The organism is Aequorivita marina (assembly GCF_031631895.2).
Classification (GTDB): domain Bacteria; phylum Bacteroidota; class Bacteroidia; order Flavobacteriales; family Flavobacteriaceae; genus Aequorivita; species Aequorivita marina.
The window spans coordinates 282,959-302,955 of sequence record NZ_JAVMBW020000002.1 but is presented as its reverse complement, the minus strand read 5'-3'; the positions used below and the strand labels follow the sequence as shown (position 1 = coordinate 302,955).

The window sequence follows — 19,997 nt, the reverse complement described above, 5'->3', positions numbered from 1 at the left end:
ATATGGGGATTACAAAGTTTGTTTTTGAGAAAATGATGGGGTGGCACATCAGCGGTGCTTTTGACCCAAGTGTTAAGAAGGCTGTTATTATTGTGGTTCCGCATACTAGCTGGCACGATTTTTACCTTGGCTTGTTTACACGTAGACTAACAAAAATACCGATTAGTTATATTGCTAAAAAAGAACTGTTCCGTTGGCCCTTTGGATGGTATTTTCGTTGGACTGGAGGTGTAGCGCTAGACAGAACTCCGGGTCAAAACAAGGTAGAAGCAATAGCCGAAATATTTAAAAATAAAGAAGAGCTTCGTTTGGCAATGGCGCCCGAGGGGACACGTAAAAAAGTATCTGAGTGGAAAACGGGGTTTTATTACATCGCAATAGCTGCTAAAGTACCTATTATTTGTGTGGCTTTTGACTATAAAAAGAAGGCTATCGTTATCAATAAAACGTTTTACCCTACGGGAAATATAGACTCAGATTTAAAAAAATTACGGGCCTCTTTTAAAGGCGTTATTGGGAAAAAAGAAGCCTACTCGTATGAAATATAAAATGGCATCTTTATTGTACCTATGTAATTTGGCTTCAGGTATATGCCGTTAAATATTAGTTAAGCTTATTCTTTGAGGCAACGCATTAAGAACTAATTATTAAAATTGCAAAAAAACAAATTATGAAAAAAATGAAATATACGTTTGCTATCATAGGCTTAGCTATATTAACCATTTCTTGTAGTGTTGATGATGGACCTACAGGTGGCGGTGGCGATGGAGAGCCGGTTAATGTAACGGCAAATCTATTTGTTACCAGCAACACTAAAAACACAGTGCTTTCTTTTGATTTCACTTCCAATTATGGCATATTAATTCGCCCTATGAGTATGAGCGGTACTAATAACGAGGGCGTATATTACGATAAAGAGGAAGATGAATTAGTACTTGCTTCACGAGAGCAACACGTTTTAAATACATATTCTAACATAAGTGAAGTTCCTTCAAATAGCCAAGTAAATCCGTCGCTTTCTAGTGATTCGGAGCTTGACAGCCCAAGAGATTTAGCTGTAAGTGAAGACTTCTATATTGTTTCAGACAATACCGATTTAGATAATGACCCGAACACAGATGAAGGGCGATTCCTTGTTTTTAAGCGAGACGAAAACGGGTATACCCTAAGAAACACCGTAACGGTAGATTATGCCGTCTGGGGAATTGAATTAATTGGAAGTGACCTTTATACAGTTGTAGATAAATCTGCAGATGTTGCTGTTCTTAAAAACTTTTTATCAACTTATACTACAGATGCTACGGCAACATCAGATAAGCGTATTGAAATTGATGGTATAACCCGTATCCACGGTATTACTCAAGATAAAGGAACTGTTGTTCTTACTGATATTGGTGATCCCGAAAATGATAAGGATGGTGCATTTCATATTATTAAAAGCTTTACCAGTAAATTTGATGCCTTGCCAGATGGTGATATCTTAGATATTTCGGGGAATCAAGTACGAGTTTCTGGATTTTTATCTGAACTTGGTAATCCAGTGGCTGCCGCTTTTGATTATGATACTGGAACGGTTTTTATCGCTGAACGTACCAATGATGGAGGTAAGGTATTATTCTATGACCAGATAGGTATTGGCGGAAATGTTAAACCAACTTTAACATCGCCTCTAGAAGGTGCATCTTCGCTTTATTTCGCAAAGAAACAATTTAAATAAGAAATAATATATTCAATTAAAAAAAGCCATTAGAAAGAAATCTAGTGGCTTTTTTAGTGAAATGAGTGTAGTATAAATTATGCCTCGCTAGAAGACTCTTCCATAGTGTGATATACGTTTTGAACGTCGTCATCTTCCTCAATTTTCTCAAGTAATTTTTCTACATCTGCAGCTTCTTCTTCGCTTAGTTTTTTAGTTACTTGCGGGATACGTTCAAAGCCAGATGATAATATCTCTAGCTCACGTTCTTCTAGGTAAGACTGGATGTCCCCAAAACTTTCAAAAGGGGCATAGATTAAAACTCCGTCATCGTCTTCAAAAATCTCTTCAACCCCGTGATCAATTAACTCCAGTTCAAGCTCCTCTATATCTAAGCCTTCGGGATTAATCCTAAAGTTGCACGTATGGTCAAACATAAACAAAACCGAGCCCGAAGTACCTAGATTGCCGTCACATTTATTAAAATAACTGCGTACATTAGCAACGGTACGGGTATTGTTATCAGTGGCAGTTTCAATTAAAATAGCAATTCCGTGTGGGGCATAGCCTTCAAAAAGCACTTCTTTATAGTCGCCCAAGCTCTTATCACTAGCACGTTTTATGGCCCGTTCAATATTGTCCTTGGGCATATTAACGGCTTTCGCGTTTTGGATTACAGCACGTAACCTAGAGTTAATGTCTGGGTCTGGACCACCTTCCTTTACGGCCATTACAATATCTTTACCTATTCGTGTAAAGGCTTTAGACATGGCTGACCAACGCTTCATTTTTCTTGCTTTTCTGAATTCAAAGGCTCTTCCCATAAGTTATTATGTATCTCTATTAATTATATCTAAAAAGAATTGTCAAATGTAAATAAATTCCAAAAAATAAATCCCAATTGCTAAAAATTGATTTTTAAAATAAGCACTGTAATATCTGTACTCGCTATCCTATTAATTCATCAATAATAGCGGCCAATTCAAAGTCTTTTTCGGTTACGCCGTCTGCATCGTGCGTAGTAAGGTAAATTTCCAATGAGTTGTAAACATTACTCCACTCGGGGTGGTGTGCCAATCGCTCTGCTTCAAAAGCAATTCTGGTCATTGCCGAAAAAGCTTCCTTAAAATCATCAAACTCAAATACGGTGTACAATGCTCCTTCGGTATATTCCCAACCTTCAAACTCCTTTAATTTATCCTGTATTTCATTTTCTGATAGTGGTTTCATAATATTTTGTTTTTTATGTGGACGTTTGGTTTATATGTCATTATTGAATTGTTGCAACTTCTTCGTTTAGGCAGGATGCTTCAATTACTTCGGAAGTGCTTATTTCTAGCATATCTGGTAACCGATTCACTTTTGACAGAATTGCATTATAACTATCTTCATTTCTGCGATATACGCTTTTAAAGATAGGCATTTTATCGCCTATTTTTGAAGCAATTTCCTTAAAAAGGTCTTCATGGTGAACCATATCAGAACTTGCTAAATGATACACGCCGCGAACAGCTTGATTAATAATATAGTGAATTTGTTGGCACACTTTGTCTATAGTTGTAGCGGTGATTACCATATTTGGGTATACTTCAAAGGCCGCTTGATGCCGAATGCATTGGCGTAAATGTATAATTAGAGGGGAATTGATTCCTAAAACTATGGGAAGCCTTAAAATAGCACTTTGCGCCGGAATTTGCTCAAGCAGCAATTTTTCAATCGAAATTTTAAACTTTCCTTGTTTGGTTTCTGAAACAGTTAAATCGTTTTCATAAGCGGGATGCCTGAATTTTCCATTAAAAACTTCGGAATTGGAAATATACAAAACTGAACATTCACTATTTAAACCTGTATAGGCTACCAGTTCTTCATGCGTCTTAAAAACACTTTCAGAAGTGCCTGATATTGCCGAAATAACTGTGGTTGGCTTAACTTTATGTAGCAACGCCAATAACGAATCTTCTTCTGTGAAAAATTGATGAAACACTTGATTTTCAGAAAAAGTATCGTGCTGAGAACAATAGGTACAATGGACTTCAAAATAGGGCAGGAGTTCTTTATAGAGCGCGTTTCCTATAAAGCCACTACCCCCTAGAATTAAAATCCGTTCTTTTTCCACTTTTGTCCTCATAACCAAACTTCTTTTCGTTTTAAAAAATAGAAAGCTGTGTTTTTGAAGTAAACAGTTCTAAAGCTTTCATTCCCAGAAACGAATTTCCTTGCTCATTTAGTGCGGGCGCCCAAGTTGCAAGCGTAAGGCAATGCGGTAATAACGCGACAATACCACCTCCAACACCACTTTTACCGGGTAGGCCCACTTCAAAGGCGAACTCTCCTGCCTCATCATAAAAACCACAGGTAAGCATGATGGCATTAATTCTTTTTACCTGGCTAGGAGTAAGATGTTGGACATTTTTTAAACACTTGCCTTTGTTAGAGAAAACGAAGAAAGCCTTGGTAAGTTGTTTACAATCCATCATAATTGAACATTGATGAAAGTAAAAGTCTAGAACATCTTCAACTTCATTTTGAAGGTTGCCAAATGATTTTAACAAGTTTGCTGCTGCGTAGTTGTTAAAACCAGACTCGCGCTCAGATTCGGCTATAATTTCGTTGTAGTCAATGCTATCATCGTGGGTCAATTCCCTAACAAAATTTAAAAAATCTTGCTTTGGGTTTTCCAGATGGGTCAACAAAATATCGGCTACTACGATTGCCCCAGCATTTATTAAAGGGTTTCTCGGAATTCCATTCTCAAGTTCCAATAGCGAAAGGTGGTTAAATGGGTTTCCTGAAGGCTCCACATCTACGCGTGCTAACAAATTGTTTCCTACCAATTGAAAAGCCTTGGCAAGCGACAACACTTTAGAAACACTCTGTATTGAAAACTTTTCTAAGGAGTCTCCTGCAGCGTAATTTTCACCAGTAATTAATTGTAGGTGAATGCCAAATTTATCTTTTGATACTTTTGCCAATTCAGATATATAACTTGCAACTTTACCGGTATTCTCATAACTTCTTACCGTGTGATTTATTTCTTCTAAAATTGCTTGATAGTCCAACATTAGCCTTTATAGAATGGGGTTTTTACAATAGTTGCTGCCACTGGTTTCTTTCGTATTTGAATAAACACTTCGGTTCCTGGGCTACTGTTTTCAATAGTTACGTAACCTAAACCTATGGGTTTCCCTAAAGATGGTGCCATAGTTCCGCTGGTTACGGTACCAATGTTGTTTCCGTCTTGGTCAAGAATTGCATAACCTTGTCTTGGAATACCGCGCTCGGTTAATTCAAAACCAATCAATTTTCTTTTTACACCTTCTTCTTTTTGTTTCTTTAGGTTTTCTGAATTAACGAAATCTTTCGTAAACTTGGTTATCCAACCTAGGCGAGCTTCCAACGGTGAAGTTGTTTCGTCAATATCATTTCCGTATAGACAGAACCCCATTTCCAGACGAAGCGTATCTCTTGCGGCAAGACCAATAGGTTTAATGCCAAATTCTTTTCCAGCTTCCATAACCTTGTTCCAAACTTGCTCAACCTCACTGTTTTTGCAGTAAATTTCAAAACCGCCACTTCCGGTATAACCGGTCGCGCTAATGATAACGTGTTCAACACCGGCAAAATCGGCAACCTTAAAATTGTAAAATTTAATTGCACTCAGGTCTTCTGAGCTTAATGGCTGCATGGCTTCAATAGCTTTTGGGCCTTGAATTGCCAGGAGCGCGTAATCTTCAGAGATATTCCGCATGTCCGCCCCCATGGTGTTGTATTTAGAGATCCACTCCCAATCCTTATCTATATTTGAAGCATTAACAACCAATAAATACTGTTCGTCTTTAAGCTTGTAAATAATAAGATCGTCAACAATACCGCCGGTTTCATTGGTCAAACAGCTGTATTGCGCTTTTCCATCTACCAATTTTGAAGCATCGTTACTACATACTTTCTGTATTAATTCCAACGCATGCGGCCCGCTAATTAAAAATTCGCCCATGTGCGAAACATCAAAAACACCAACCCCGTTTCTAACAGTTTCGTGTTCGGCATTAACGCCTTCGTATGATACAGGCATGTTATAACCTGCAAATGGCACCATCTTGGCGCCTAATTGTTCGTGTATATGTGTAAGTGCAATTTTTTTCATCGTATTCCGTGTTTTTTTTCAAACCCCTTATTTAGGGTTAAAAAATTAATAAAATATGTTCAGCATTCCGTATAAGTAAAGGCTTTAGCAAATGTATCATAATACTTAAAAGTTAGCGAGTGTTTGCGTGGTTTATTATCAACATTTTCACGTTAAAATCCTCTTAATCGATTGGGGTTTTGCCAATGTTTTCAATACTTTTAAAATAAAAATTATGGCCAGTACAACTTCAGTGAACCCTTATTCGGGAAAAGAAATAAAATCTTACAAAAACCATACTAAAGAAGAAGTAGAACAAATCATTGACAAGGCGCATAAACGATTTTCCAGTTGGCGAGAAATCGCTTTTAGCGAGCGAAGAAATCTAATGCTTGCTGCTGCTTCTGAATTAAAGAAAAACAAAACAGAATATGCCGAAACCATGACTTTGGAAATGGGTAAACCAATTTCGCAAGCCCTTGCCGAAGTTGAAAAATGTGCTTGGGTTTGTGAATATTATGCAGAAAATGCAGAGGAACAACTTCAGAAAAAAGTTATAAAAACTGATGCCCATAAAAGTTATGTTAGTTATGAACCACTTGGGGTTGTATTGGCTGTAATGCCTTGGAACTATCCTTTTTGGCAGGTTTTTCGTTTTGCCGCTCCTACTTTAATGGCCGGTAACATTGGTGTTTTAAAACACGCCTCTAATGTTTTTGGTAGTGCCTTAAACATAGAAAAAGTTTTTAAACGAGCAGGGTTTCCTGATAATTGCTTTACTACTTTATTAGTTGGTAGCGACTCCGTTGAAGCCATAATTAAAAACGAAAAGATAAAGGCCGTTACGCTCACGGGTAGTGGGCCTGCAGGATCATCCGTAGCGGCTATTGCTGGCCGGAACATAAAGAAATCGGTACTTGAATTGGGGGGTAACAATGCGTTAGTTGTTTTAAAGGATTGTGATATGGAGAAAACAGTTGACACCTGTGTTCAAGCACGTTTTCAGAATACGGGGCAAAGTTGTATAGCCGGAAAACGACTTATTGTTGACGAATCAATTTCGGAAGAATTTGTAACCAAGCTAGTAACAAAAGTTCAAGCCTTAAAAAGTGGCAACCCAATAAAAGAAGATACCTTTGTGGGGACTTTGGCACGAGAAGATCTAGCAGAAGATTTAGAAAAACAGGTAAACGACTCTATAGCTGCTGGTGCCCGTTTAGCCATAGGAGGGAAGCGCGTAAAAGCATATTATGAACCAACGGTATTAACCCATGTAACGGAAGAAATGCCAGTTTTTAAGGAAGAAACATTTGGTCCGGCGCTTTCGGTTACCACATTTAAAAATGTAGATGAAGCGATTGCGCTTTCAAACAATTCAAAATTTGGTCTGGGGGTTTCAATATTTACCAAAGATATTACAAAGGCTGAAGCACTCGTGCCTAAATTTAACGAAGGAGCTGTCTTTATAAATGAACTGGTTAAAAGTGATCCCAGACTACCCTTTGGTGGGGTAAAAGAAAGTGGATATGGTCGTGAACTCAGCGATAATGGGATTCACGAATTTGTCAATAAAAAAACTGTGTTTGTGAATAGGTGACTTATAGAAAAAATATACTAGGTTTATTCTTTAAATCGTTTGACGATGGTTTAAATCTAAAGTGTTTTAAGCAAGCATTAATTTATTAAACAAGATTCCAATATTTTAAAAACATATAATTTTAAAACCAATTAAAACAACGTATTAAACTATGAACTTTCACACCCGCAAATGGATAAAACCAGAAGATTTAAACCCTAACGGCACGCTTTTCGGAGGAAGGCTACTGGAATGGATAGACGAGGAAGCGGCACTATATGCTATCATTCAACTTGAAAACCCGCGAACGGTAACCAAGTATATGAGTGAGATAAACTTTAGAAGCTCAGCAAAAAAAGGCGATATTATTGAAATAGGCCTTGATATAATTGGATTTGGGAACACTTCTATAACACTTTGCTGTGAGGTTAGAAATAAAATGACTCGCGAGGTTATTATAAGCATTCCGAAAATAATAATGGTTGGCTTAGGTGAAGATGGGAAACCCAATAAACACGGAAAAATTGAAAAAGAATTTGTTAAGGACCGATTGAAGGAATAGGCTTAAACAACGTGTTTAAAATCATTGCCGCTGGGTAATTCGAATATTTCAAGATCAAAATGGGAGGTGGCAGCCAGCAAATGATCAAAAATATCAGCTTGAATATGTTCGTAATTCACCCAACGCTTGTCTTTGCTGAAGCAATATATTTCAATAGGAACTCCTTTGTCTGTAGGGGCTAAGGGTCTCACCATTAATGTCATGTCTTTGTTAATGGCCGTATTGGCGTTTAAAAAAGCATCAATATAATACCTAAAGACTCCAAGGTTTGTTTGGTTTCGTCCATTTATTTGGACTTCTTTATTTGCTTCTGTCAGTTCATTAAAATTATCAATGTCCTTTTGTCTATGTTCAATATAGGACTTAACAAGACCTATTTTTTTAAATCGTTTTATATCTTCTTCCGATAGGAATTTAATGGAAGACTGTTTTATATAAATGGAGCGTTTAATCCTTCGGCCGTCGCTTTCCTCCATTCCACGCCAGTTTAGGAACGAATCTGCAATTAAGCTATAAGTGGGAATTGTTGTAAATGTATTGTCCCAGTTTTTAACACGAACCGTAGCCAAATTGATTTCAGTTACAAACCCGTCTGCTCCAAACTTTTGGAAGGTAATCCAATCGCCAATTCGTACAATATCGTTGACAGAAACCTGGATGCTTGCAACAAAACCAAGTATGGTATCCTTAAAGATTAGCAATATTACTGCCGAAGCTGCCCCTAGGGTTGCAACGCTAATTATTGAATAGCCTGTAATTAAATTGATAATAAAAAAGGATCCAATTCCCCAGGCAAAAATCATTAATACCTGTACATAACTCTCTAAGGGTTTATCGCCATAACGCTCATTTTCTTCAAGAAAACTTCGTAAGCTGCGCAATACGCTTCTAAAAATAAGAACCGCTAAAACAACCAAACACACTTTTGCTGCAACAAATAGAACTTTGATGATAAGAGGAGATGCTTCAAAAATAATAGGTATGAGGCCCCAAATAATAATTAAAGGTATTAAATGGGCAACGTGATTGGGAAAATTACTTTTTACAAGATAGTCGTCAAAGGTAGATGCCGTTTTATCTGTAAATACCTTAAAGGCCTGGACAATGGTCTTTTTGAAAATAAGGTCTATAATGGCAATAATGGAAAAAGCTATTATGCAATTTACAACTACGTTAATAAAAACAGCCCAGCCGTAGGTCATGCCTTCTTTTATCAAGTAATCTTGAAATATGCGACTATAAGCTTGAAGCGTTTCTGTGTTCATTACAAGTATTTTCGTTCAACATAAAAAGGTCCAAAAGGAAGGATAGAACACATAATTGCGATAAACAGCGTTTTAATGGTCCAATTTAATTTTTTAAACATATAAAAGGCGCCTCCTACATAAAGCACAAAAAGAATACCGTGTGCCATCCCTACAATTTGAACCATTTGTGGCATGTCCCAAATATATTTTAGGGGCATTGCAATTCCTAAGAGTACTAAAAATGAAATTGCTTCCAACGTACTTATCAATCTAAATGTTTTTACCGTAAGTTCCATAGTTATCTTTTAAAAGGAGCTGCTAATTTTAAATTGGCGCAAAGATACAAGTTGTAAGAAGATCGGCTAAGCTTTATGTTTAATTTATGGAATGATTTTTTTTAAAAATGTATATATTTAAAAAAAAGAAATCGAGCCTAATGATTACACTACTTCAAACACCTTCAGAAACCATTCAAAATTCGCTTGAGGCCTATTATCAAGAGTTTTTAAAAATATTGCCACGGATTGCCTTAGGAGTTCTGGTTATAATTTTGGGGGTACTGCTTGCCCAATTTATTACCCATTTGTACCGAAAACGATTTCAACAAAAATCTGAAGATCCCTTAATGGCGAAATTCTTAGCACAGGCCATAAAAGTTGTCTTAATAATTATTGCCATTATGATTGCCTTGAAAGTGGCAGGCTTAGATGGAATTGCAACTGGCCTGCTAACAGCAGTAGGGGGAGGAGCAATTGTCTTGGGGTTTGCTTTTCAAGATATTGGCAAGAACTTTTTGGCGGGGGTTATTCTAGCTTTCAATCGACCTTTTAATATTAATGACACTATAAAAATAGACAACATCTTTGGAAAGGTTAAGGCTTTGAGTTTTCGCTATTCCCATATTAAAACTTTTGATGGTCGAGATATTTATATTCCCAATAGCGATGTGTTGACCAAACCTGTTGAAAACTATACTGCTGATGGTTATTTTAGAGTAGAATTTATCGTTGGCCTTGGCTATGAAGACAATATTACGGCTGCCAAAAGGGTAATACAGGATATTCTTGATAAAAATGAAGATCTTGCTCGAAACCCAGAACATGAGAACTTTGTTATTGAAGATGAACTCGCCGCAAGCGCCGTTAATCTTAAAGTGTATTTTTGGGTGCATACAAAAGATTATAGGCGATCCTCAAGAGTGCTTCGTGGAAGCATAATTAGAGAAACCAAAGAGGCGCTCTTTGAAAAAGGCTTTAATTTGCCAGCAGATATTAAGGAACTTAAAATTTATGGTACAGAGGATGCTATACCCCTTAAATTCAGAAATAATCCGGAGTTTAATAAAAGGGAAAAGTAGTAGCGATTGAGGCTTTGCAAAGATGTTGTAACAAAACCAAACGTTCAGCATTTAGAGAAGTGAGGCTTGTTGCCTGCGGTGCTTTTGTTTTCTTAAATTAAGGGCAAGAAAAAGGAATGTTTAAAGTTTTATAGCTTCGGTTCTTTTTATAGCTGAAATGCCACCATTCGGTTCGTATGGGAGAAAATCCAAATTTACGCATGCCTTCAAAAAGCAGTTTCCTGTTGGCGAGTATTTCTTTAGAAAAATTATAATTGTCTATATGTGCCTCTCTTCCGAAGTAATCATAATCGCTGCCCATTTCTAGATAACATCCGTCTAAGGTTTCTAAGGTTATATCAATTGCCGCACCTTTATTATGAATAGAGCCATTGCCGTACGGATTGCCTACATAACCTGCTTTTGGCACTTTTGCCCACATTTTTTTCTGAACATCTAATGGTCGGTAGCAATCGTATATTTTTATGCGATAGCCAAGCTCACAAAAATATTGATTTGCTTCTAAAAGCGCTTCTGCAACTTCAGGCCGCAATAAGCATTTGGCACAGTCATACAGTATTTCGCCTATAAAATTATTAGGTGTGGCATAACGTATTTCATAAACAAATTCAGTTGATAGTGCTTCTAGGTCAACTAAAGTTTCCTGGGCTTTTAGCTTAGGTGAAAAACCAAGGCATAGCAACATAGAGAAGGAAATTACAAATAGCTTCATTTTATAAATTTAAGCAGAATTTAATAACATTCGAACAGGCAATTGGTAACTTTGAAAAAAAATATAAAAATATGAATGATTTAGGAACAAAAGCCGCTTTAATAACAGGTGGTACAAAAGGAATTGGATACGGAATTGCAGAAGCCTTGCTAAAAGAAGGGGTAAATGTGGCAATAACTGGTAGAAGTAAAAACACGGCAGAAGAAGCTGCAAAAAACTTGAATGCCCAAGGTAACGATCGCGCAAGAGCTATAGGGATTGAAGCAGATGTTCGCGATTACGAAAGCCAAGAAGAAGCTGTTAAAACCGCTGTTAATGCCTTCGGGACTATAGACTTTTTTATCGCGAATGCCGGTCTGGGCCATTTTGGATCTGTTGAAGATTTGACTATAGACCAATGGAAGGAAACGATTGATACAAACTTAACGGGACCATTTTATACCTTACGAGCTGGATTAGAAGAATTGAAAAAGAACAAGGGGTATTATATCAGTATTTCTAGTTTGGCAGGAACCAATTTTTTTAAAGGCGGAAGCGCCTATAACGCAAGTAAGTTTGGGTTAACTGGTTTTTCGCAAGCTGCCATGCTCGATTTACGCAATTATGGAATAAAAGTAAGTACCATTATGCCTGGCTCTGTTTCAACCCACTTTAACGGAAATGAACCCGATGAAAAAGGTGCTTGGAAAATCCAAAAGGAAGACATTGGTAAGCTTGTGGTAGATCTATTTAAAATGAACCCGCGTACCTTGCCAAGTAAAATAGAAGTGAGGCCCACAACTCCACCTAGTAAATAAGGGGTGAGCCATCTTTTTGATATTAGTGAGAAACCACTTTAAATACAATAAAGGCTGTTCGATTTATCGAACAGCCTTTGTCAATTCTTGAATACTTTTAACTACGACTAGTTGGCAGTAAGAAGTGCTAAGAATTTATCAAGGTTTGGTAATATTACAATGCGTGTTCTTCTATTTTTAGAACGTCCATCCTTAGTGTCGTTTTCGGTTAGGGGATGAAAACTGCTTCGTCCAGCTGCAATTAATTTTGCAGGGTCAACGCCGTAATTATCCTGTAACTTACGGATTACTGCTGTAGAACGGTTAACGCTCAACTCCCAGTTGTCTTTAATATAAGCACCTGGTTTTACCGTTTGGCTGTCAGTATGCCCTTCTACCATAACCTCTAAGGCAGGCTCACTATTAATAACATTAGCAAGACGTTCCAATAGCGAATTAGCTTTTGGGTTTACACGATCACTACCCGAACTAAATAATAATTTATCAGATATTGTAATCATAACAACGGTTTCATCAATATCAATCTTAATGTCATCTTCTTCACCTTCACCAACTAAGCTGTTGTCTAGGTTTTTCTTTAAATTGTAAGAAACAATAAGATTCATTGAATCTCTAAGGGTTTTTGCTTCTGCTAATTCTTGGGGATCTACTTTAGCAAGAGCTTCATTCATCTTTTCTTTGTCATTTTCTGAAACTACAACGCCGTCAAAATCTTGTAGGCGGCTGTTGTTGCTGTCAGTTAACGATTGGATTTTTGAATTGTAATCAGCTACACGATCTTCAATTTTTGCATATTTAGCTTCAATTTCTTCTTTTTCAAGTTGAGTTTTAGCTAACGTAGTACGCGTATCATTGTACTGATTTTCTAATTCTACATACTTCTTTTTGGACACGCAAGAACTCATAAATAGTGTTCCTGTCACCAAGGTTAGTGCAATAACTTTTTTCATAACTATTATAGTTTTTTAGGTTTGTAAGGCAAATATAACCGCTCAAATAACCAATAAATAGTTAATGCATGCTATTGTTTTGTTAAAAGAACCCTTTTAAATAACATCAAAAACAAAGCCCAATAGCCAGTAAAGAATAATAAAAACAACAATTGTTCCGATGCATCCACAACGGCCACCACCAATTTTTTTTGCTCCCCATCCGGCCAATAATGCTCTAAATATTTTTTTCATAAACTAAGTGTTTAAAATTTTAAGTTGTTAGTAATCAATTAATTTTTGCCGTAATTGTTGTTTTTCCTAGTATTCTCCTTATGAGCTGTTATTGTTAAATTATTTTTTCCAAAATCCATTGTACGAATAGGGAAGGGGATGTTAAATCCAGCCTCGTCAAAGTTTTTCTTGATTAGCTTTATAGCTTTGTGCTTAGCGGCGAATTTTGGCTTAGGTTTTTGGCACTCAATCCAAAATCTAGCAACAAAATTGATGGAGCTGTCACCAAACTCCGTAAAAAAGAACTCAATGCCTTCATTGTCTTTTTGTTCAAAATTTTCTGAAAGAACTTTTAAAACTAAATCTTCTACTTCTTGTAAGTCGTTTTCATGACTAACACGACAATTAACGGAAACTCGAGCCCGTTCGGTCCAAGAATAATTGGTGATAGGGTTTTCAGTAAATATCTTGTTTGGAATAATTACATAATCTTTATCTGGCTGTCGTAGGGTTACATTTCTTAAACTAATTTCTTCTACATAACCGCTTATACCTTGTGCCTCAATATAGTCTCCAATGCGAACTTTGGGTTGAAAAGAGATTATAAATCCAGAAACCGTATTGCTTAAGGTCCCCTGAAGCGCAAAACCAATGGCAAGCCCCATTACACCGGCACCAGCAAGAACCGAAGTTAATACCTTGTCTAACTGCATTACACCCAGTGCTATAAAGAAGCCGACAAGCAAGACTATGGCATAAACCATTTTTGAGATAATCTGCCGGATGGATACATCGCTAATTTTTTTAAAAAGCACTTTGTTAGATAGCTTTTTAAAACCTTTGGCTATAAAGTAAAAAATTACCATAACCAATATGGCAACCGCAAAGTTTGGGAGTTTGAGGATTATGTCATCTAACCAGCCGTCCAACTTATCCCATAAGCTTGTTATTGCATCTTGAATTGAAAATTTTTCTTGTGACATACTATATTTAAAGTAATGTGGAGAGCATAAATGTGCCCAATATCCAAAGAATTATGGATAAAATACCTCCGATTAAAAAGAAATGTTTAAACTTATAAAAACCCATTCCGTAAATAAGTGTGTTTGTTTGATAGCCCATGGGCGTAAAAAAGCTAAAATTTGCACCAAACAAAACAGAGAGAATAAAAGGCTTCATTGATAAATTGAGCCCGACTGCCACAGCTATTGCAATAGGGGTCATTATAATAGCCGTAGCATTGTTGCTAATTACGCTACTCATCAGCATTGTTATTAAAAATACTAGTCCGATTACAATCAGATTTGACTGCCCACTTAAAACTTGAAGTAACTGGTCTGAAATCCATTTATCGGCACCGGTGTTGTTCATTGCTATTCCTAACGGAATCATTCCTGCAAGTAGAAAAATAACCTGCCAATTTACGCGGTGATAGACATCGTTTAAATTTAAGCACCTTGTAAGTAGTAGTAAACACACTCCGGTAATTGCACTTATTAAAATGCTTAAAATTCCGCTAGCAGCTAGTCCAACCACCAAGAGAAGGATTCCGAAGGAAAGCCCTCTTTTTACAGTATTTACAGAGGGTTTGGTTTTATGTTCTTTTAGAATAGCAACGTTTTCCATTTCGTAGAGTTGGCTGATTTTGTTTTTTGGAATCTCTACAAGCAACCTATCTCCGGGTTTTAATGTAATTTCATTAATGTCTTTTCGAACCAAGCGTTCTTTTGTATTCCTTATATTTCTCCTCTTCTTAATAGCAATAGGAAACGCATTTTGAAATGTTTGTTTACGGAGTTGTTTTAAAGTTTTGCCAATCAAGATTGAACTGGGAAGAATTAGGATTTCAAAAAATTGCCAAACTTCAGACTTTTTTTCATCGACTTCCTTCGGCTCGTTAATTTCAGTGCCACTGCTATCTTGCTCTTTATGTACACTTAGGTCTGTGGCTTCCTTTAATCTAGAAATATTTTTAAGATCGCACATTAACACTAACTTATCCTTTTCTTTTAAGGTTATATATCTTCCAGGAGCATTCGTTACTTGTTTATTTCGGTTAAGTTTTATGATCGAAATTTCAGGATTTAGAAATAAAAATGTGTCTTCTATTTTTTTATCAATCAATTCAGAACCTTTATTAATTGTAACTGTGGTAATGTAGTTTTCCAGCTGATAGGCCTCTTGTAAATCTTCTTCTTTGGTGTCTTTTGGAAGCCAGCTAGACAATAATGTCATAACTATTATACCTACAATCAGAAATACGATTCCGAAAGCTGAAAATTCAAAAAAGTTGAATCTTTCTGCTCCCAGATCAAGAGCTACTGAGTTCACAATTAGGTTGGTTGAAGTACCCATTAAGGTACAGCTACCACCCAAAATACCAGCAAAGGAGATGGGTAATAATAATTTTGTTTGGGGAAGATTAAAGCGCCGAGATAATTCGGCAATAATTTTTATAAAAACAATAACGACGGCTGTAGTGTTTATAAATGCCGAAATACCGCCGGTAATAAACATAAATATAGGCAGTAATAAAAAGAGTGGAAGTATATGAAGGTTTTTTAAGAAGCGGGCCAGGGCAGCAATAACACCGTTGTCTTCTAGAGCCAAAGCGATAATCATTAAGGAAAGTACCGTAATGGTCGCAATGTTTGAAAACCCTGATATTGCTTCTTCTGGCTTAACCAAGCCTGTTAGTGCCAGTGTGGCAATAAGAAGCATTGCTATTTTATCTACCGAAAAAATTTCGAAGGCAAATAAAATAATAGTAATAAACAGAATAGAAAAAACGAGTATTATTTCTGTTGTCATTAGGACTATTGGTTATTTTATAAAGATAACCGCAGAAATAATACCCGTTATTAAAAATTTCTTAAAATATTAAAGGTTTTAATATTTTAAACATTTTTCTTTAGCCGAGATATTTTTTTAATATGTGGCTTTTAGAAGTTTGACGCAATCTGCGAATAGCTTTTTCACGAATTTGTCTTACGCGTTCACGGCTCAAATCAAAAGTATCTCCAATTTCCTGTAGCGTCATCGGTGGTTGTCCACAAAGGCCAAAATTAAGCTTAACAACATCTGCCTCACGTGGGGCCAATGTATCTAAGGCTCTATTGATCTCAATGCGCAAAGATTCATGCAATAAGCTTTTGTCTGGAGTTGGGCTTTCGCCAGAGCTCAACACATCATAAAGGTTATTGTCGTTTTCACCTTCTTGGAACGGCGCGTCCATAGAAAGACTTCGGGTTGAGTTCTTTAAAGAACTTTTTACTTTAGATTCACTAAAGTCCAACTCGTTGGCAATTTCGGCAGCCGTTGGTACTCTTTCGTACTTTTGCTCTAGGTGAATGGATGCTTTTTTAATTTTATTGATATCACCAATCTTGTTCAATGGAAGCCTTACAACTCGCGATTGCTCCGCGATAGCTTGTAAAATGGCCTGTCTAATCCACCAAACGGCGTAAGAAATAAATTTAAAACCTCTAGTTTCATCAAATCGCTTTGCAGCTTTTACCAAACCAACATTTCCCTCATTAATAAGGTCAGGAAGGCTCAAACCTTGATTCTGATACTGCTTTGCTACAGAAATCACAAATCGCAAGTTAGCACGACTCAGTTTATTGAGTGCTGCTTGATCCCCCTCACGAATTCGCTGGGCCAATTCCACTTCCTCTTCGGCAGTTATCAAGTCTATCTTGCTAACATCCTGTAAATAACTGTTTAAAGATTTGGTTTCCCTATTGGTTACCTGCTTCGTGATTTTAAGTTGTCTCATATATTCTTACATTTTTTTAATAACATGGCATAGTATGACATTTTATGCTAATTTCCAAATACTTAACACAAGTTGTTAATTTTTGGGGCGCTTTTCTATTTTTCCCACCATTATATGGAGAACATAAAAATCATACCTTAGCTTTACAAAAGTTTATTATAAACAATTTATTTTAGTATAACTATGAAAATTCAAAAATATTTCTCAATTCTGCTATTTTCGATGATAACGCTCGGTTTGTATGCACAAAAACCAACCGAAGTGCCAAAACCAAGTGAAGAGCCAATTGATTTATCAAACCCCGCAGACGTCATTATATATATTGTGTTACCGGTTTGCGCAATTTTACTTTTTCTAATTTATTGGAGAAGGAAAAACAAATCGAAAAAATAATAACCCTAATAAACTGCTTTTTGTATCGGCATTGAGATGCTAAAACCGGTTTGGTGTAGTTGTTGCTATATATTTTGAAAGTTAAAGTTATGTTGAGAAAGTTTCTTTTAATTGGTTTGATTGTACTTTCTGGAAAGGCGTTTGCACAAATTGAATTTCCAGATAATAACTCGGTGCGTTTTGATTCGCCTAATTCAACTGTTGATCCTAACAGTGGTTTTGACATTCCTCCTGTTAAAGCACCTTCCATATCGAATACGAAAAACCCCAATACGCCTAATAATTCCGATTTAGGAAAAGAAGCGGAAAAACAGATTGATATGCAAAATGGTGATGGGCTCATTGAATACACGGGCACCAACAAGGCGCCAAAATATTTTACCAAAGACAAGGAGGCTAAGCCAGAGTATGGAAAAGACCAATACCTGGGCGATTTTAAAACCAAGGCAAAATTCACAACTATAATGTATCGTGATCATGAGTATGTTGATGGCGACATGATTAGGGTATGGGTAAATGGAGAAATTCAAGTTCCCCGCGCTAGACTAGAAGGCAGTTTTAAAGGCTTTAACCTAAAACTTCAGGACGGTTTTAACAAAGTTGATTTTGAAGCCTTAAACCAAGGAACTTCAGGCCCCAATACCGCACAGGTTAATATCTATGATGAAATAGGGGAGCTTTTAGCCTCTTATGAATGGAACTTACTAATAGGTAACAAAGCAACTACAATAATTGTGAAACAATAGCTTTAGCGTTAAATATATCCTAATAACTTAATATTTAATGGTTTTGTGTGTTTTTTTTAAGAAACGTGCTGTAATTTTATGTAAAATTCAGTTTTATGAACGTTTCCCAACAAATTCTTCAAATTCTTAAAAATGTTGGTGTAACCCAAATCTGGGGTGTAACCGGCGATGCACTTAATACATTTACTGATGCCCTACGCGATGATGAAAACATCCGGTGGAATGCGGTACGGCATGAGGAAAACGCTGCCTTTGCCGCAGGAGCGGAAGCGCAAATGACTGGTAACCTCGCGGTATGTGCGGGAACGGTTGGTCCAGGAACACTTCACCTTATTAATGGCCTCTACAATGCAAAAAAAGAACGTGTCCCCGTGCTTGCCATTAGCGGGCAAGTGGCTCGGGTAAATATGGGCACCAATTATTTCCAGGAAGTAGGATTAACCAAAATATTTGACGATGTCTGTGCCTATCAAGCTGTAATTCGCTCTGCGGAAGAAGCGCCGCGTGTGGTGTTAAAAGCAATTCAGATTGCCTTGGAGCAACGTAGTGTGGTGCGCGTTGAAATTCCTGTTGATATTGCGGTTGAAGAAGCTTCGGGAGCCCATTATAAGCATCCAGTTTTTAAAGGTAATGCCGTCTTGGTTCCTTCAGACGAAGATGTTGACAAGATTGCCAAGGCGATTAATGATGCCGATAAAATTACCATTCTTGCGGGTGCAGGTTGTTATGATAGTAGGGAAGAGGTGTTGGCACTTTCAGAAAAAATAAAGGCGCCCATTGTCCACACGCTTCGGTCATCAGACATTATCCATAACGACGACAAAAATGTGGTAGGATTAACGGGTCTAATTGGAAATCCTTCGGGATATCATGCCGTTATGAATGCCGACTTATTATTGATGCTTGGTACTGACTTTCCGTATAGCAACTTCCTTCCAAATAATACTACAATTGTTCAAATAGATAAACGTATTGAAAATATTGGGAATCGTGTGAATGTAGCTATTGGAGTGCAAGGCGATTGTTTAGCAACACTACAGAAATTGGAACCGAAAATTCTTCCGAAGAAAAATGCTGAATTCTTAAACAATTTAGTTGAAAACTTTAAGAAATGGCAAGCACGGAAAAGAGATGACAATAGCTTGAAAATTGATGAAGAACCTTTACATCCACAACTTTTTATGAGTGCGATAGACAGAAAGGCCGCAGCGGATGCCTGTTTTACCGTAGATGTTGGTGAAAGTGCCATTTGGGTAGCGCATCACTTAACACTTAGCGGACAGCGACGGCTACTGGGGTCCTTTAATCACGGCTCTATGGCAGTTGGTTTTCCGGCGGCCATGGGTATCCAGTCCGTAAACCCCGGTAGAGAGGTTTGGGCTTTGGTGGGCGATGGGGCTTTTGGAATGTGCATGAACGATTTTATTACCGCCGTACGCTATAATTGGACAATAAAAATATTGGTATATAACAATAGTCAACTGGGTTTTGTAAAGATTGAAATGGAAGAAGCGGGATATGCAATGGCAGATGAAGCACTGGAACTTCAAAACCCAAATTTTGCCGAATATGCAAAACTATGCGGTGGTGACGGGGTGCGTGTTGAGCATGCCCAAGATATTGAAGCTGCTATAGAAAAAGCAATTGCTTCGCCTAAACCCTTTATAATTGATGCTGTAACCAACCCTGGAGAACTTTCGCTACCACCAAATATAACTTTGCAAGAGGCTTGGGGCTTTGGAAAATCAAAAGTGAAAGAGATTCTACTTGCCGTAACTGGAGAAAAAGAGCAAGAGCAAAATTTAATGGATGAGATCAAGGCATTTTTTCACAATCCGAAATAGAAA

Annotated in this window: 21 protein-coding genes; 8 read left to right on the top strand and 13 right to left on the bottom strand. The window is 37.1% G+C overall.

Going from position 1 to position 19,997, the window contains the following annotated elements; all coding sequences use genetic code 11:
- The first annotated feature begins 2 nt into the window (after positions 1–2).
- Together QPK98_RS05360 and QPK98_RS05355 are read left to right on the top strand one after the other, a co-directional pair.
- The gene (locus QPK98_RS05360) at positions 3–548 is read left to right on the top strand and encodes a 1-acyl-sn-glycerol-3-phosphate acyltransferase (RefSeq protein ID WP_310992030.1); all 546 of its coding nucleotides are present in this window, start codon (positions 3–5) and stop codon (positions 546–548) included.
- A 122-nt stretch (positions 549–670) separates the two neighbouring features.
- Positions 671–1,717 carry a hypothetical protein gene (locus tag QPK98_RS05355; RefSeq protein WP_310992029.1) on the top strand — a complete coding sequence of 349 codons (1,047 nt, stop codon included), beginning with the start codon at positions 671–673 and terminating at the stop codon, positions 1,715–1,717.
- 77 nt (positions 1,718–1,794) lie between these two features.
- Here QPK98_RS05355 and QPK98_RS05350 read toward each other — a convergent pair whose 3' ends face one another.
- The 5 genes from QPK98_RS05350 to gcvT all read right to left on the bottom strand — a co-directional run bounded on the left by QPK98_RS05350 (position 1,795) and on the right by gcvT (position 5,840).
- Positions 1,795–2,520, bottom strand: a complete 726-nt coding sequence (locus QPK98_RS05350) for a YebC/PmpR family DNA-binding transcriptional regulator (RefSeq protein WP_310992028.1) — start codon at positions 2,518–2,520, stop codon at positions 1,795–1,797.
- Between the two features lie 124 nt (positions 2,521–2,644).
- A complete protein-coding gene (locus QPK98_RS05345) occupies positions 2,645–2,926 on the bottom strand; it encodes a 4a-hydroxytetrahydrobiopterin dehydratase (protein WP_310992027.1) in 282 nt (93 codons plus the stop codon).
- A 40-nt stretch (positions 2,927–2,966) separates the two neighbouring features.
- Entirely contained in the window at positions 2,967–3,824 is an 858-nt protein-coding gene (locus tag QPK98_RS05340; RefSeq protein ID WP_310992026.1) for a sugar nucleotide-binding protein, read from the bottom strand.
- A gap of 19 nt (positions 3,825–3,843) precedes the next feature.
- The gene (locus QPK98_RS05335; protein ID WP_310992025.1) at positions 3,844–4,758 is read right to left on the bottom strand and encodes a glutaminase; all 915 of its coding nucleotides are present in this window, start codon (positions 4,756–4,758) and stop codon (positions 3,844–3,846) included.
- The gene (gene gcvT / locus QPK98_RS05330) at positions 4,758–5,840 is read right to left on the bottom strand and encodes a glycine cleavage system aminomethyltransferase GcvT (protein WP_310992024.1); all 1,083 of its coding nucleotides are present in this window, start codon (positions 5,838–5,840) and stop codon (positions 4,758–4,760) included. Before gcvT ends, QPK98_RS05335 begins: the two co-directional genes overlap by 1 nt.
- 214 nt (positions 5,841–6,054) lie before the next feature.
- On the opposite strand from gcvT, the gene QPK98_RS05325 reads away from it, so the two are divergent.
- Together QPK98_RS05325 and QPK98_RS05320 are read left to right on the top strand one after the other, a co-directional pair.
- Positions 6,055–7,416 carry an NAD-dependent succinate-semialdehyde dehydrogenase gene (locus QPK98_RS05325; RefSeq protein ID WP_310992023.1) on the top strand — a complete coding sequence of 454 codons (1,362 nt, stop codon included), beginning with the start codon at positions 6,055–6,057 and terminating at the stop codon, positions 7,414–7,416.
- 151 nt (positions 7,417–7,567) lie between these two features.
- Positions 7,568–7,957, top strand: coding sequence for an acyl-CoA thioesterase (locus QPK98_RS05320; RefSeq protein ID WP_310992022.1), 390 nt, complete (start codon positions 7,568–7,570; stop codon positions 7,955–7,957).
- A 2-nt stretch (positions 7,958–7,959) separates the two neighbouring features.
- Here the strand turns inward: QPK98_RS05320 and QPK98_RS05315 are convergent, their stop codons facing one another.
- Together QPK98_RS05315 and QPK98_RS05310 are read right to left on the bottom strand one after the other, a co-directional pair.
- Complete coding sequence (locus QPK98_RS05315; protein ID WP_310992021.1) at positions 7,960–9,222, bottom strand: mechanosensitive ion channel family protein; 1,263 nt, start codon at positions 9,220–9,222, stop codon at positions 7,960–7,962.
- Positions 9,222–9,500, bottom strand: a complete 279-nt coding sequence (locus tag QPK98_RS05310; RefSeq protein ID WP_310992020.1) for a DUF3817 domain-containing protein — start codon at positions 9,498–9,500, stop codon at positions 9,222–9,224. The genes QPK98_RS05315 and QPK98_RS05310 overlap by 1 nt, the downstream gene beginning before the upstream one ends.
- A gap of 140 nt (positions 9,501–9,640) precedes the next feature.
- Between QPK98_RS05310 and QPK98_RS05305 the strand changes: the two genes are divergently transcribed.
- Complete coding sequence (locus QPK98_RS05305; protein ID WP_310992019.1) at positions 9,641–10,561, top strand: mechanosensitive ion channel family protein; 921 nt, start codon at positions 9,641–9,643, stop codon at positions 10,559–10,561.
- Between the two features lie 97 nt (positions 10,562–10,658).
- Here QPK98_RS05305 and QPK98_RS05300 read toward each other — a convergent pair whose 3' ends face one another.
- The gene (locus QPK98_RS05300; RefSeq protein ID WP_310992018.1) at positions 10,659–11,273 is read right to left on the bottom strand and encodes a M15 family metallopeptidase; all 615 of its coding nucleotides are present in this window, start codon (positions 11,271–11,273) and stop codon (positions 10,659–10,661) included.
- 71 nt (positions 11,274–11,344) lie between these two features.
- Here QPK98_RS05300 and QPK98_RS05295 point away from each other — a divergent pair, with 71 nt between their 5' ends.
- Positions 11,345–12,070, top strand: a complete 726-nt coding sequence (locus tag QPK98_RS05295) for an SDR family oxidoreductase (RefSeq protein WP_310992017.1) — start codon at positions 11,345–11,347, stop codon at positions 12,068–12,070.
- Positions 12,071–12,177: 107 nt separating this feature from the next.
- Here QPK98_RS05295 and QPK98_RS05290 read toward each other — a convergent pair whose 3' ends face one another.
- The 5 genes from QPK98_RS05290 to QPK98_RS05270 all read right to left on the bottom strand — a co-directional run bounded on the left by QPK98_RS05290 (position 12,178) and on the right by QPK98_RS05270 (position 17,011).
- Positions 12,178–13,020 (bottom strand): OmpA/MotB family protein, encoded by an 843-nt coding sequence (locus QPK98_RS05290; RefSeq protein WP_310992016.1) that lies wholly within the window; start codon positions 13,018–13,020, stop codon positions 12,178–12,180.
- Positions 13,021–13,116: 96 nt separating this feature from the next.
- A complete protein-coding gene (locus QPK98_RS05285) occupies positions 13,117–13,254 on the bottom strand; it encodes a hypothetical protein (protein WP_310992015.1) in 138 nt (45 codons plus the stop codon).
- A gap of 38 nt (positions 13,255–13,292) precedes the next feature.
- The gene (locus QPK98_RS05280) at positions 13,293–14,216 is read right to left on the bottom strand and encodes a mechanosensitive ion channel family protein (RefSeq protein ID WP_310992014.1); all 924 of its coding nucleotides are present in this window, start codon (positions 14,214–14,216) and stop codon (positions 13,293–13,295) included.
- A 7-nt stretch (positions 14,217–14,223) separates the two neighbouring features.
- Positions 14,224–16,044, bottom strand: coding sequence for a sodium:proton antiporter (locus QPK98_RS05275; protein ID WP_310992013.1), 1,821 nt, complete (start codon positions 16,042–16,044; stop codon positions 14,224–14,226).
- Positions 16,045–16,144: 100 nt separating this feature from the next.
- Positions 16,145–17,011 (bottom strand): sigma-70 family RNA polymerase sigma factor, encoded by an 867-nt coding sequence (locus tag QPK98_RS05270; protein ID WP_310992012.1) that lies wholly within the window; start codon positions 17,009–17,011, stop codon positions 16,145–16,147.
- Positions 17,012–17,493: 482 nt separating this feature from the next.
- Between QPK98_RS05270 and QPK98_RS05265 the strand changes: the two genes are divergently transcribed.
- On the top strand, positions 17,494–18,150 hold the full coding sequence (locus QPK98_RS05265; protein ID WP_310992011.1) for a hypothetical protein: 657 nt from the start codon (positions 17,494–17,496) through the stop codon (positions 18,148–18,150).
- 95 nt (positions 18,151–18,245) lie between these two features.
- Complete coding sequence (locus QPK98_RS05260; RefSeq protein ID WP_310992010.1) at positions 18,246–19,994, top strand: thiamine pyrophosphate-dependent enzyme; 1,749 nt, start codon at positions 18,246–18,248, stop codon at positions 19,992–19,994.
- The last annotated feature ends 3 nt before the right edge of the window (positions 19,995–19,997 follow it).